We start from the raw sequence: 12,947 nt of genomic DNA on the forward strand, positions 1-12,947 counted from the left end.
GCCCTTATTTTGCCGCTAGTACCGAATATTGTATGCTGGATGAGTGATAGAACCCCGGCTGACCGCGAGCTGGGCTGCAGAGGGGTGACGAGGTCCTATCCTGACTGACGCCTCTACACTAATACTATGTTCACGCTTCTTCTCGGTACGTTGAACGCCATAGATAGTACTGGGCAGACAGCAGTGAACAGCATTAGTGTTGGTGCTTCAAGAGGATTATTGTAGAAGTATAGGGTTTGCAAACATCCCTTAACTATTACTAGTGAGGACTTTGATATCTGTTCGTATATGTGTTCATGTTCCTCCCTTATCACTGTTGCTGCATCACTTCCAATGTCTATAAGGTCTGTAAGGAGGCTTCCGAGGCCCAGCTCCTCCACATCGTTTACTGCTGCATAATCTTCAAAGCGTTTATTGCGTGCTACACCGATAACGTCTAAGCCATAGTCTTCGCGCAATATCTTGACCACTATGGCGTCATAGGGTAGCTCGAATACGGATGCAAACAGATAGTATACCACACCGCCAACCCTTGATATCTCCTTAAGCTTTTCAAGCACAGCCTCTGTGTCGTTACCGCCTATTCTAAAAGCAGAGCTAGCCGTAGCCAAATCCACAGCTGATGGTGGCTCCTCGAATACCTTGTCGGGGATGTTTAACGGCCTATATCCCGTTGCAAGTGCGGATATGAGTAGTGCTTTTGCAAGCTTTTCCTCGACGGGCTTCTCTGCAAGCGTCTCCTCCACAGATCTTGCCCTGGCCACTGCCTTGTCTATTGCAGCCTCTATTATCGCCTTATAGGGATCCAAGCCGTTGAGCAGTGTGCGGAGCCTGCGGTAGAGAACCGTTGCGAGAACAGCAGCCTCTATGTCAGGACCTATGTAGAGGTTTGCCGATTCAATAATCTCACGGAATATTGCTAGCCTCCTAACGTTATCCGACTCTGCATGCTCAAGTTCTATAGCCCTCTTCATGAGATTGCATGCAACACAGTAGGGAACAATACGCAAACCACTTACACCCTTCCACCCTCCCGGTGATCCTCCAAAACCTGTACAAAAACACTGAAGAGCACTAAATCAACGTCACTCCGGAGAGTTTCTATCCTGGTACCCCCTTCCTCCCCTCCGGGCCTACGCCACCCAGCTAAGCTCATGGGAAAAATATTCTTCGGGAAGGTATTTCGGAGACCATCACAATGCGGAGACTAGCCCTCTGACTTGGATTTCTTAAACCTCTCTATGGCCTCTGCTATCTTCCTCTTAGCCTCCTCAGGCCCCCTCCACTCCCTAACCTTAACCCACTTGCCTGGCTCTAGCTCCTTATAGTGCTCGAAGAAGTGCTTGATCTTCTCGCGGAGTATTTCTGGTAGATCTTCAACACTCTTTATGTTCTTGAAGCTTGGGTCCAGCTTATCCTTTGGCACTGCTATAACCTTGCTGTCCGGCCCCTCCTCATCCTCCATTACTAGGAGCCCTATTGGCCTAACCTCTATAATAGTACCCGGTAGCACCGGCTGGTTCGATATGACTAGCACATCTACAGGATCACCATCCTCCTCCAAGGTGCCCGGTATGAAGCCATAGTTGAACGGGTAGACCATTGAGGTGTAGAGGAACCTATCTACACGAATAACCTCGGCCTCCTCGTCAAACTCGTACTTTACATTGCTACCCATGGGTATCTCTACTAGGACGTTGACTATATCGGGAGCCTTCTCACCAGGGCCTATTCTCTCGTGTATGGAGGCCATTGTGTACCAGCCATGGTGTCTGGGCTCTATGCGCTAGTATAAATATATTAGTTCTTGGCTTTGTTGTGCTCCAAGGGGCTGTAAGGAGACATTACAGGGCCTAGTGGGGTGGCAGGCTTGCCCATCGATAAGGCTAAGATAGAGAAGGCTGTGAGAATGATCCTTGAGGCTATCGGGGAGGATCCAGAGCGTGAAGGGCTCCGTGAGACGCCGCGACGAGTTGCCGACATGTTTGAGGAGCTGCTTGAGGGCTATGACTTCACCGAAGAATACACATGGTTTACCGAGGCTACCGACCTGGTTGTGGTTAGCGGTATAAGGTTCTATAGTCTCTGCGAGCATCACCTGCTACCATTCTTCGGTGTAGCCCATGTAGCTTATCTTCCTCGCGGCAAGGTTATCGGTTTGAGTAAGATTGTGCGTATAGTTAACAAGTATTCTAGAAGGCTACAAATCCAGGAGCGTATGACTAAACAGATAGCTGATGAAATCTCCAAGGCTACAGGCTCACCCGACGTGATGGTTATAACTGAGGCTGTACACCTCTGCATGGCTATGAGGGGTGTACGTAATGGGGCGCCAACTGTCGTAGCTGCAGTGCGGGGCGAATTTGAGCGCGACCAGAGCCTAAAGGAGGAGGTTTACAGGATTATAGAGCCACATAGACTGTCAAGGGTTATCGCGCTTAGCTTCTTCTAGCCCGCTTTTCTCTTCCATTTCCACGTTTTAGCTCATACAATGCCATTACAAGACTTGCAACCACGTTATAGCTCATTCCTTCAACTCCAACTGGTATGACGACCAAGTCACGTGGCTCTGGTATCTTCTCAAGAACCGTTCGGGGTATGCCGTAGTCCTCCGCGCCTATAATTAATGCTGTCTTCTCTGCAGGCTCTACCTCGGATAGCAGCTTGTCGCCGTAAACCTCCAGTACTATGTACTTGTCGGCGCTAGCTAGTTTTACAACCTCCTCAACAGAGTCTACAAAGACCATATTGCTTCTTACATAGTCTGGCAAAGACTCTAGCCTGTAGTCGGTGCCTGGCCTACGCACAACGTAGAGTCTAGCGTTAGCACTATAAGCTATCACTGCCACGTCCTGCAGGTTCTGGGGGTTTTTGGGATGGTAGAAGATGATGCTGAGTTCCATTTCGTCATCTACACCCCGCCATCACTATTTGACGCTGCAGTTATAGCCAGGACTATCTATGCAGGGCTAGGCGTTAAGCGTAACTGGCGTATACACATAGTGGGTGTTGGGAGCCGCATACCCATCAAGCTCCTCCTCGAGTCACGTATACCCATAGGTCTTGCACTTGAAAGAATCCGTACCAAGGAACCCCACATAGTGAGCGGCGAGGATGTTTACATAGTTGATAGCCGTGGCAGGCCCGCCTGGGAGTTCGGCAGAGAGCCTAGAGTTCTCGTAGTAGACTATAGCGGCGTATATGCTAGTCAGCTTGAGGATAAGAGAGCAGTACGTGTTCGCGGCTTGGGGCTTCAGAGCATAACCTATGAGGCTATCTCTGTCATCTACGAGTTCTTCATTAGGAGGATGTATGGAAAGAGGGGTGTCAAGCACATTACTGGCGACATACGGAGTGCTGTCTACCTTGCACGAAAACTTGTAGAGATAATGAGCAATTTTGACAATTACGTGCTGGTTGAACCGAATGCCGTCGTCTACGTCTTGAGGAGAGTATATCTCTCCGAGGGCATTCTATTGGATCCAGCAAAGTACAGTATCACTGTAGATCCCGTTGCCGGTAGCGTAAGTCAAGTCATAGAGATGAATGCGTACACCCGTAGGCTTAGACCACTGGGCAAAGTCTACGCAAGACTTGAGGATGAGGTGTTTAGTGTTGAGGACTGGAGGGGTGTAAGGTACAGATTCTACATAGACAAGGCTAGGCGTGCTGTCTGCGTAACACCAGACTACTGTGTCTCCACCGGCACAATGAAATCTGAGCTGCCGCCATCGATACTGTAGTCCACAACTATCTCGTAGCTCTTAAGGGCCTCTAATACATCACGCAGTGGCCCCCTAGCAAGCCACCCCGACACTATACAAGCGCTTAAGTTTTCGGCACCATACACTCCTAGGTCACTGAGTATACGTCGTATAATATACTGCAACTCTTTCCTAGCCAGCAGGCAGAAGGGGGAAGGCTGAGGCGGCACTATGGCAAGAATATTTTCGCCCCCAAGCCCGAACGCTACCAGTATACAAGGGCCCGAGGCACATTTAGCCTTAAGCACCAGTGCCGCGTCGGGCAGCTCCCCAGCCTCCCTACTAGTTCTCCTCCACAATATGACCCCAAGCCCGCCAAGCCCGCTCAACATATTCCCCACAGATGAGAGTAGCCTAGACAAGTATTAGGGCTGCCCTGTAGACCAGCTAGTGTGGCTGGGCCGGTGAAGCCTCCACGCAGGCCTGAACCGGTGATGAGGCTCGGGCAAGCAGCGAGGCCCCCAAGAAAGGGCTGAGATGCCATGCCTAGATGGCGATGGCTCAACGACGAGCTTCTCGTGAAATTTGTTACACGAGCACGCAATCGCTGGAGTGACTTTGAGGTGCTGCGCATTGTGCAGAAGCGTAGGAAGCAACTGTTATATGTACGTGTTCAAGGCATGAATGTCAAGCTAATAATATATCCTGACGGCACTGTAAGGTCTTTCGGGAGGAGTGAAGGTCTTGCACTAGCCGTAAAGAGGGTTCTTGAGAGGGTGCTGGGCGTTGAATAGTATTGAGCCCAGAGTTGCCCGCGAGACACAGCGCCAGAGGATAAACGCTGCTATAGAAGCCCTTTCTAGGCTGCTCCGAGAAAACATTGTTGATCGCAAAAAGGCTGCTAGGGTAGTTGAGGAGACTTACCGGGCTAAAGCGGTACAGCCCATCCGTGGTAAGGCATGGCCTCCCGATATATGGGATAAAGAGCTAGCCACACTCTACGTAATAGCTAAGCATGCATTCGCCCTTCACGAGGAGAACCCAGACTTCTTTCACGAGCTCTTTAGCTACGAGGAGACCCTTGAAGAGGCTGCTAAGGCTATTTTGGAGAAAGAGCAGGAGGAGGCTAGGAAAATATCCTCGTTCCTACTCGGCGGCGACGTATCAGACAATGCTGTTGCTAGACTGCTACGGGTCGTAGCTACGGCGGTAGTGTTAGGTTTCGAGGACGAGGATAAGCTGATCAAGCTGCTGAACAAACTGCCAAGAGTCTTTCCCGAGGCTGAGAGGACTGTAAGAAAGTACTCAAGGTTTTACATTGCGCTACGTGTTGCCCAAGCTATTGCTGCCAGGATAATCCGCAACAGAATAGACAAGGAGGCGTTTAAGCAAGCGCTAGCAGCGAGAATAGGCATTGAGAAGGTGATACCCGATGACGAGTATATAGCGTTTATAGCAGCTAACGTTTTTGAAGTACCACAGCAGAGGCTGCGCAAGATACTCTCCATAGACTCTGGCTCTAAGCATGTAAAGCGCAAGGGAAGGATCTCAGCCGCGGGTTCATAGCCCATCCCGACTATGCGGTTGGCCCCTTGTAAGCCTCATCACGGCCCAGACCTGGTTAGAGTAGCGTTTCGGGGCATAAAATAGAGTAGTTTAGCTGGTCCTGTGGCGCTCTAAGTCGATCCTCTTTAACTCCTCGATTAATGCTTCAATAGCATTGTCGAGTGCTTCCTCAGCAATCGTCAACGGTGGGGCTATTCTTACTACTGAGATCCCAGCTGCTATGAAGAGGTAGCCCTTCTTGAATAGCCTCGAGAGCAGCTCTGCTAGCTCCTTCCTTGCCGGCTCCTTGGTCCTCCTATCTCTTACAAGCTCTACACCTATCATTAGCCCCTTGCCCCTAACATCGCCTATGAGTTCTATCTCCTCCTTAGCCTCATTCAACCTCTTTAGCACCTTTTCGCCGAGCCTCGCGGCTCTCTCACAAAGCCTCTCCCGCTTCATGTAGTCTATGACTGCTATGGCAGCTGCCGCAGATACCGGGTTGCCACCAAAGGTTGTTGCATGGCCACCAGGCTCTATCGTCATCACCTTTTCACTGCCAATAACGGCACCTAATGGTAGACCACCAGCAATGGCCTTAGCCGTCGCTACAACGTCTGGCTTAACACCCCAATGCTCTATGGCAAACCAGCGCCCAGTCCTGCAGAACCCTGTCTGAACTTCATCGCTCACAAGCAGTATGCCATGCTGTCTCGCTAGTTTCTCCAGCTTGCTAAAGAAATTGTCTGGCGGGACTACATAACCTCCCTCGCCTTGTATAGGCTCAAAGATAAACGCTGCCACCTCAGCCGGATCAACCATCTTCCCGAAGATCCACTCTTCAATATAGCCTATGATTGCCTCGCCGCATTCTTCCGGCGTCTCAGCACGGAATGGGCAACGGTACGGATATGGGTAGGGTACGTGGATAACGCTTGGCAGTAACGGGCTAAACCATTTGCGCTGTACTGGCTTGCTAGCCGTCAGCGATACCGCACCCATGGTTCTGCCATGGAATGCGCCGAGGAAGGCGATTAAGTACTGGCGCCGGGTAGAATACCTTGAAACTTTTATTGAGGCCTCTATGCTTTCGGCTCCGCTGTTTGTAAAGAAAACCTTTGCAGGTTTCTCAACTGGCGCTATCTCTACGAGCTTTTCTGCAAGCCTTACAGCTACCTCGTAATAGAAGTCGGTGAGACTATAGTGAGTAAACTTTTTGAGCTGCTCAATTGCAGCCTTTACAACATCTGGATTTGAAGAACCAACATTTAACACAGCTATACCAGCGTTAAGGTCTATGTACATATTACCATCTACATCCCACACTAAGTAGTCCTCAGCACGCTCAACTACAAGTGGGTACCACCTGGCAAAGCTCTGCATTAGAAGCTTCTGATCTTTCTCTATTACCTCCCGGGCCTTTGGGCCCGGAGGCTCAACTATAATCCTGGGCTTAACCGGCTTGTCTGAGGTCATTACACACCACCATGCTAAGGGCATAGCGTTAAAAGGGGGACGGCGTCACCCCCCGCTGGCCGGGTAGGTTAGGGTATGTCGGGCGAGGATAAAAGAGTCTACACTGGGATTATCCTGGGCTACAGGCTTGGAAGCAATACACAGTATGAGAAACAAGTGTTGATAAGAGTTGACGGGGTAAACGATAGGGCTTCAGCTTCAAGGCTAATAGGCTGGAAGGTCTTGTACCGCGACGGCAAGGGTAACGAGTACCGGGGCAAGATAGTACATGTACATGGCAGCAAGGGCGTTGTGATAGCTGTCTTTAAGCCAAACCTGCCAGGTCAGGCCAGGGGAGGCAACGTCTACATCTACCCGAAAGGCATTGAACTCGTTTTTGAAGAAGAAAAACAGTAACTGGACCCATAAGCTAGTCCTGCCCACCAACATCAACGTTTATTATGTATTGTGCAGGGAGCCCGTTCTCCAGCACCTCCCGAATCCTCCGTAAATGCGGCGCTAATGCTGATGGCCTAAAGTTCTTTGAGTCCAACTGCTCAGGCTCAATCCACTCTATCCTCAAGTGCTCCTCTCTAGGCTTGATCTCCGCATCACCTACATCGCATAGAAAGTAGAAGCCTACCTCATGGACCAGCCCGCTCCTTCTCTTGTAGAAAGAGTCAACGATAAATATCAGCCTCATGTTCTCTATCTTCTCTATCCCAAGCTCTTCGTGAACCTCCCTCTGGAGCCCCTGCACGATAGTCTCGTCGGGCCTTATCCTCCCCCCGGGCAGCCTGTAAAAATCACCCTTCTTGCTGAGCTGAACTAGTATTTTTCCGTCCCTCAGTATTATACAACGCGCCGCGACTCGAAATAGCATCGTTGGCCCCGTGTGGTGGTAGAAACTATAGATATTCTAGAGTATTTTACAAGTCGCGGAAGATACTGCATAACTGCTAGAGTGGCGGGACTAATACTGGAGCTTCAACTGTGTATCCAAGTCTCCTCAGCTGCTGGGAAACCATGTAAGCTGTATCCTCGTCTTCTACTATTGCTACCAGGCGCGAGCCATAGGCATCGATGAATGCTGTAGAAGCTCCCGCACTTATAGCTTCATTTATGAGGCGTAGCATCCTCCTAGCCAGGGCTCGGGGCAGTCTTTCAGCCACGACACTTGCTACCGCGTCTACTAGGGCTAGGGGGTCAGCTATATGCTCGAGTACAGCATCCTCGATCGCAGATTCTGCTTCAGCTATAGCCTCCAGCATCCTAGCGCCAGGTAGGGGTTTCTCTAGGGAAGTTACAACTATCCAGTAGTCTCTGAGACTACCGAGTGGCACTATGGTGTTTGAGAGCATTGCAAGGCTACCCTCAAGGGAGGCCATCGCCGTCTCTATGCCCGGCTCGTCACTCAGAGCTCTTGATATCACGCCGAAGGTTATCTCCTCGCGTACATAACCCTCATAACCTATCCTTGTAAGCACTCGCGGAAGTATAGGTGATGAGAAGGCTACCCCCCGACCAAACAACTTGACCTCAATGTTCTCTCCCGCTGCTATACTGCCAAGACTACAAGCTTGCACTATCACAGGAAGATCAGCTGCTATTGCTACTCCCACAAGCCCCAGCCTTGGTATCAGAGTGACTGCTGTGTGCGCCTCCACCTCTATACATCTAGAGACGCCAGTTGCCGTGAGCACTATACCGGTGTACAGTGGGTATACGGTATCCGCCCTCTCTATCAAGGCGATAGCTCCCACATAGATAGTGGCTGCACGAGCTGGGAGAGGGCTAGTGGGAGCCGATAACACCCAACTATATACACTAGACTAGCTGGAAATACATAGCCTGTCTGGACAATCTAGACTGGTCCCTGGAGACCCGGCACCCCCAGCTCAACCTCGTAGACACGGAACCCCCTTAGCTCAAGAGCCTTCTTCACACGACTCGCGTGCTCTAGATCTACGAGGACTATCGCCGTACCACCCATCCCTGCACCAGTGAGCTTAGCCCCGAGGGCACCTTCGCGCCTTGCTATCCACACTATCTCCTCAAGCACGGGATGCGACACACCCATAGCGTTTAAGAGACCATGCGCTACATCCATTAGTTCTCCGAGCCTTACGCTATCCCCCCTAGAGAGCGCCGCCAGAGCCTCTTCAACGATACCATCAGCTGTTTCAAGGAGCCGCCTGCCCAGCCTACCCAGCCTCTCAAGCCTTACTGTAAACCGTTCAACAGCAATCCTAGTAGACCGAGAAACCCCACTATCAACTATAAGTAGCCTAGTATCCCGCATTCCCCTAAACTCTACGCGTTTAAAACCACTGCCACGTCGATAGAGTATAAATCCGCCATATAACGCAACGGTATTGTCAACGCCGCTCGGATTCCCATGGACAACCTTCTCAGCCTCAAATGCAGCACGCCATAACACATCATATCCAGGCTCCAATCCGCCAACACAAGCATAAGCAGCTACCGCAGCTAACGCTGTAGCAGCACTACTCCCAAGCCCCGCCCCAACCGGTATGTCAGACTCTATACGTATACGTGCAGGCCACAAGCTACGTCCATAACTACTAGCCACAAGCCTAAATCCCGCTAGAAGATTACAAAACCTACTACAGCTCTCCATGAGGTTCTCCCCGATTCTATAGAGCTGCGAGAAGACCCATAACCCCGATTCTGAAGGACTACCATAGGCCCGTGCTCTCAAGCCAATAGCAGCTGCAAGAGCAAGGCCGCCATGAACAACCCAATGCTCGCCAAACACTATAACCTTAGCAGGCGCTGACCATGCACACCCCAAACACTACACCCGTGAAGCACAAGAGGACCCACTATTAGCCAGCTATAAAACCCAAAATTCACCACTTAAAAGGGAGAAGCTGCTAGAGAAGTATGAAGCACGGGGGTACCGGAAGCGGGAAAAAGAGATCAGACCACGGGAGCTACCCTCTCCCCACCTCATATCCTTAGCTGCAGATTGGGTAGTCGTCTGGTACCTTGGCTCTGAAGTACTTGCCTGTTTCGGGGCTCTTGAATAGGCCTATCTTGACGCCCTTCCTACCCTTGGGTGCTAGCTGCCACACCTTGATTGGTACCAGCTCTACCTCCTTACCAGTAGTAGGGTCACGAACCTTAACAGGCTTCTCACACGCCAACCCAACACACCCCACAGACAGCTACTTCTCGTGTAGAGGGTACCTCCTCCACTCTTTTATAGGCTTTACGTTTGGGGCCAGCCGGCCGGTTGCGCGGGGACAGCGGCCCCCCTGGATATACTTCTGTATTACCAGAGCTATATGGGTGGGCCCCAGTTTCGTAGCCTACCCGGCCAGAAACAGCATTGAGTATGACTAATCGTAGTTCCACGAACAACATTAAATTATTAAATAATTAAACTAGATGTTTACTTAGTCGAGTTGGGCATATATGGTAAATAGAAGACCACAATAATGGCCATCGTTCCAGGACTTACCGAGTCTATTCACTCCAACAAGTAGATGTCTTAAATGTTCTTAAGAACATCTCCATCTGACAATAATAGTGCACGTCTATCCAACACTTGACTCGTATAACACACGGAATAATGACCATTAGCATGTGCTTGTATTTGTGAAGTCTCATTGCTACAAACTATTTATCAGGCAGAATCTTGCAGAGCCGTGGGGCGGTAGCTTGGCGGCAAAAGAGCCGAGTCTACAAGCTAGCCGAAACTTTAAACCGAAGATAGAGGAGAAGAGGTGGTCGAAGGAGATAGAGCTGGAGCTTATAGAGAGATGGCGAGAGGAAGGACTATACGAGTTTGACCCGGCTAGGGAGGGCCCAATACTTGTTATAGACACTCCCCCACCATATCCTAGCGGTAAGTGGCACGTTGGTGGTGCCGCACACTACGCACAGATAGACATGATCGCCCGCTATTTCCGCATGAAGGGTTGGAACGTGTTTGTCCCCTGGTATGCTGACCGCAATGGCCTACCCGTAGAGGTTGCCGTCGAAAAGAAGCATGGCATACTGGCACACGAGCTAGCCAGAACAAAGGAGGGCCGCATAAAGTTCCTCGAAATGTGCAGGAAGGAACTAGATCGCGTCGAGGAGGAGCTTGTGAGGATATGGACTAGGCTCGGCTGCAGCTTTACATACATCCGCGATGGTACGGATAGCCCCGAGTACCGAAAGATAACACAAGCAACATTCATCGAGCTGTGGAAGAAGGGGCTCATATACGAGGATGAGAGGCCCGTAAACTGGTGTCCCAGATGTCGTACAACGCTCAGCGAGGCAGAAATAGAGCACCGGGATGAGGACGCATACCTCTACTACGTCAAGTGGCGCGTCAAGGAGACCGGCGAGGAGATCGTGATAGCGACGACAAGACCCGAACTTATAGGGGCTGCGAGGGCTGTCATCTACAACCCCCGCGATGAGCGCTACAAGAAGCTCAAGGGGCTACACGCAATAGTACCGATTTACGGCTATGAAGTACCAATACTCGAGCACCCCGCTGCAAAGCCCGAGTTTGGTACAGGCCTAGTAATGATTAGCAGCTATGGCGACTGGACAGACGAGCAAATCATAAGGGAGTTAGGCCTCAAGCCCAAGGTGATAGTACAGCCGGACGGGACAATGAGCGATGAGGCTGGCTTCCTCCGGGGGTTACTTGTTAGGGAAGCCCGTAGACGGATGGCTGAGGAGCTTGAGAAGCGGGGGCTACTGGTAAAGAAGGAGCAGATAAGACACAGAGTACCGATATGCTGGAGATGTAAGACTCCGATTGAGATCGTCCACGTTAAGGAGTATTTCCTCAAACAGTTAGAGTTTAAGGAGGAACTTAAGAAGCTCGTAGATAAGCTCCACTTTAGACCTGAAAAGCATAAGCAGAAGCTGCTAGACTGGATTGAGAGCCTTCGCATGGACTGGCCAATATCCAGGACCCGGTTCTATGGCACCGAGATACCGTTATGGCATTGTAGGAGGTGTGGCGCCAAGCTAGTGCCCGAGCCAGGCCGCTACTACAGACCATGGCTTGAAGAACCACCATGGGACCGCTGTCCAGTCTGTGGCGCTCCCCGCGAGGAACTCGAGGGAGAAACGAGGATATTCGATACCTGGTTCGACTCGAGCATCTCTGTGCTCTACGTATCGGGCTACCTCAGAAACCTAAAGCTCTTCGAACGGGTATACCCCAAGGATGAGGAGCTACCTTACACACTACGCCCCCAAGGCGTGGACATTATCCGTACATGGCTCTACTTTACACTGCTAAGAGTGTACCAGCTGCTGGGTAAGCCAGCATTCCGCTGGGTTAGAGTAACCGGTATGGGGCTCGACCCGAAGGGCAGGGCTATGCATAAGAGCCTTGGCAACGTTATAGACCCAGAACCATACATTGAAACGTATGGAGCTGAACCTTTCAGGTTCTGGGCTGCTGCCTCTGCAAAGCTGGGTGACGACTATAGGTTTAGCGAGCAGGTACTAAAGACGGGCAAACTGTTCCTCACTAAGCTCTGGAACATTGCCAGGTTCGTATCCAGCTTCCCCAAGCCAGAGAAGGACTACAAGCTGAGGCCAATAGACCTGGCATTCCTGGGCGCCCTAAATGATCTCATAAGACGTGTAGACTATAACTACGGCGTCGAACTAGACGTACACCAGCCGATAACAGAGCTATACAACTTCACCTGGAACGTATTCGCAGCCCACTACATAGAGCTAGTCAAGTCCAGAGCCTACAATAGGGAGAGCAGGTTTAGTCCAGAGGAGCAGAGGGGAGCCTGGTACACACTACACTACATTCTCGACGCCCTGCTGAGAATGCTAGCACCAATACTGCCATTCATAACTGATGCCATATACCGCCGGCTCTATGGTGAAAGTGTCCACAAACAGAGGTTCCCAGAACCGAACCCAGAGTGGGACACCAAGCACAAGGATATGCTGGAGCACATAACGAGGTTTAACAGCGCCATATGGACATGGAAGAAGGAGCACAACATAAAGCTATCAGAACCCCTCAGAGACTACGTGATCTATGTCGACGAAAAATTTGCAGACTATATAGAGGATCTAGCAGAGCTACACCACGCTGAAATAGTCGTAGGCAAACCCGAGAAGTACGAGTATAAGCTAGCAGACGACATATACCTAGTAAAGAAGAGTTAGCCTCAACGGGGATGCTGAGCCCGGGAAGACTGAGCACCAAGACATGATGTATCGGATTTCGACTGACCC

The 12,947-nt window shown here is 50.8% G+C and carries 15 protein-coding genes; 6 read left to right on the plus strand and 9 right to left on the minus strand.

The features are described 5' to 3' along the window. Positions 1 to 113: 113 nt before the first annotated feature. Together HBUT_RS04555 and ppa are read right to left on the minus strand one after the other, a co-directional pair. Positions 114 to 1,010 (minus strand): damage-control phosphatase ARMT1 family protein, encoded by an 897-nt coding sequence (locus tag HBUT_RS04555; RefSeq protein WP_011822035.1) that lies wholly within the window; start codon positions 1,008 to 1,010, stop codon positions 114 to 116. Between the two features lie 197 nt (positions 1,011 to 1,207). Beyond that, positions 1,208 to 1,753, minus strand: coding sequence for an inorganic diphosphatase (gene ppa, locus HBUT_RS04560; protein WP_011822036.1), 546 nt, complete (start codon positions 1,751 to 1,753; stop codon positions 1,208 to 1,210). A gap of 117 nt (positions 1,754 to 1,870) precedes the next feature. On the opposite strand from ppa, the gene folE reads away from it, so the two are divergent. Beyond that, on the plus strand, positions 1,871 to 2,452 hold the full coding sequence (gene folE / locus HBUT_RS04565) for a GTP cyclohydrolase I FolE (protein WP_011822037.1): 582 nt from the start codon (positions 1,871 to 1,873) through the stop codon (positions 2,450 to 2,452). On the opposite strand, the gene HBUT_RS04570 is transcribed toward folE, so the two are convergent. Beyond that, positions 2,439 to 2,903, minus strand: coding sequence for a TrmH family RNA methyltransferase (locus HBUT_RS04570; protein WP_011822038.1), 465 nt, complete (start codon positions 2,901 to 2,903; stop codon positions 2,439 to 2,441). The two genes, folE and HBUT_RS04570, sit on opposite strands and share 14 nt — an antisense overlap. Here HBUT_RS04570 and HBUT_RS04575 point away from each other — a divergent pair. Further along, positions 2,877 to 3,743, plus strand: a complete 867-nt coding sequence (locus HBUT_RS04575; protein WP_011822039.1) for a hypothetical protein — start codon at positions 2,877 to 2,879, stop codon at positions 3,741 to 3,743. The genes HBUT_RS04570 and HBUT_RS04575 overlap by 27 nt on opposite strands. Here HBUT_RS04575 and HBUT_RS04580 read toward each other — a convergent pair. Continuing rightward, positions 3,689 to 4,126 (minus strand): hypothetical protein, encoded by a 438-nt coding sequence (locus tag HBUT_RS04580; RefSeq protein WP_153801391.1) that lies wholly within the window; start codon positions 4,124 to 4,126, stop codon positions 3,689 to 3,691. The genes HBUT_RS04575 and HBUT_RS04580 overlap by 55 nt on opposite strands. Positions 4,127 to 4,246: 120 nt before the next feature. On the opposite strand from HBUT_RS04580, the gene HBUT_RS04585 reads away from it, so the two are divergent. Next, positions 4,247 to 4,498 (plus strand): hypothetical protein, encoded by a 252-nt coding sequence (locus tag HBUT_RS04585; protein ID WP_048061472.1) that lies wholly within the window; start codon positions 4,247 to 4,249, stop codon positions 4,496 to 4,498. Next, positions 4,491 to 5,270, plus strand: a complete 780-nt coding sequence (locus HBUT_RS04590) for a DUF2192 domain-containing protein (RefSeq protein ID WP_011822041.1) — start codon at positions 4,491 to 4,493, stop codon at positions 5,268 to 5,270. The genes HBUT_RS04585 and HBUT_RS04590 overlap by 8 nt, the downstream gene beginning before the upstream one ends. Before the next feature lie 90 nt (positions 5,271 to 5,360). Here HBUT_RS04590 and HBUT_RS04595 read toward each other — a convergent pair whose 3' ends face one another. Continuing rightward, entirely contained in the window at positions 5,361 to 6,725 is a 1,365-nt protein-coding gene (locus tag HBUT_RS04595) for an acetyl ornithine aminotransferase family protein (RefSeq protein ID WP_011822042.1), read from the minus strand. A 75-nt stretch (positions 6,726 to 6,800) separates the two neighbouring features. On the opposite strand from HBUT_RS04595, the gene HBUT_RS04600 reads away from it, so the two are divergent. Beyond that, on the plus strand, positions 6,801 to 7,121 hold the full coding sequence (locus HBUT_RS04600; protein WP_011822043.1) for a 50S ribosomal protein L35ae: 321 nt from the start codon (positions 6,801 to 6,803) through the stop codon (positions 7,119 to 7,121). Positions 7,122 to 7,134: 13 nt separating this feature from the next. Here the strand turns inward: HBUT_RS04600 and HBUT_RS08940 are convergent, their stop codons facing one another. From HBUT_RS08940 to HBUT_RS04620, 4 genes are all read right to left on the minus strand, one after another. Continuing rightward, positions 7,135 to 7,587, minus strand: coding sequence for an NUDIX hydrolase (locus HBUT_RS08940; protein WP_011822044.1), 453 nt, complete (start codon positions 7,585 to 7,587; stop codon positions 7,135 to 7,137). A gap of 76 nt (positions 7,588 to 7,663) precedes the next feature. After that, positions 7,664 to 8,452 (minus strand): hypothetical protein, encoded by a 789-nt coding sequence (locus HBUT_RS04610; protein ID WP_011822045.1) that lies wholly within the window; start codon positions 8,450 to 8,452, stop codon positions 7,664 to 7,666. Positions 8,453 to 8,568: 116 nt separating this feature from the next. After that, complete coding sequence (gene mvk, locus HBUT_RS04615) at positions 8,569 to 9,519, minus strand: mevalonate kinase (protein ID WP_011822046.1); 951 nt, start codon at positions 9,517 to 9,519, stop codon at positions 8,569 to 8,571. A 166-nt stretch (positions 9,520 to 9,685) separates the two neighbouring features. Further along, positions 9,686 to 9,874, minus strand: coding sequence for a chromatin protein Cren7 (locus tag HBUT_RS04620; RefSeq protein WP_011822047.1), 189 nt, complete (start codon positions 9,872 to 9,874; stop codon positions 9,686 to 9,688). Between the two features lie 517 nt (positions 9,875 to 10,391). On the opposite strand from HBUT_RS04620, the gene HBUT_RS04625 reads away from it, so the two are divergent. After that, on the plus strand, positions 10,392 to 12,878 hold the full coding sequence (locus HBUT_RS04625) for a valine--tRNA ligase (RefSeq protein WP_011822048.1): 2,487 nt from the start codon (positions 10,392 to 10,394) through the stop codon (positions 12,876 to 12,878). The last annotated feature ends 69 nt before the right edge of the window (positions 12,879 to 12,947 follow it).

This window comes from Hyperthermus butylicus DSM 5456 (assembly GCF_000015145.1).
Taxonomy (GTDB): domain Archaea; phylum Thermoproteota; class Thermoprotei_A; order Sulfolobales; family Pyrodictiaceae; genus Hyperthermus; species Hyperthermus butylicus.

Excerpts from the sequence above, each read along its gene's own strand:
- ppa (WP_011822036.1), bottom strand. The coding sequence starts at position 1,753 with ATGGCCTCCATACACGAGAGAATAGGCCCTGGTGAGAAGGCTCCCGAT.
- HBUT_RS04575 (WP_011822039.1), top strand. The coding sequence starts at position 2,877 with ATGGTAGAAGATGATGCTGAGTTCCATTTCGTCATCTACACCCCGCCA.
- HBUT_RS04570 (WP_011822038.1), bottom strand. The coding sequence starts at position 2,903 with ATGGAACTCAGCATCATCTTCTACCATCCCAAAAACCCCCAGAACCTG.
- HBUT_RS04585 (WP_048061472.1), top strand. The coding sequence starts at position 4,247 with ATGCCTAGATGGCGATGGCTCAACGACGAGCTTCTCGTGAAATTTGTT.
- HBUT_RS04595 (WP_011822042.1), bottom strand. The coding sequence starts at position 6,725 with ATGACCTCAGACAAGCCGGTTAAGCCCAGGATTATAGTTGAGCCTCCG.
- HBUT_RS04600 (WP_011822043.1), top strand. The coding sequence starts at position 6,801 with ATGTCGGGCGAGGATAAAAGAGTCTACACTGGGATTATCCTGGGCTAC.
- HBUT_RS08940 (WP_011822044.1), bottom strand. The coding sequence starts at position 7,587 with ATGCTATTTCGAGTCGCGGCGCGTTGTATAATACTGAGGGACGGAAAA.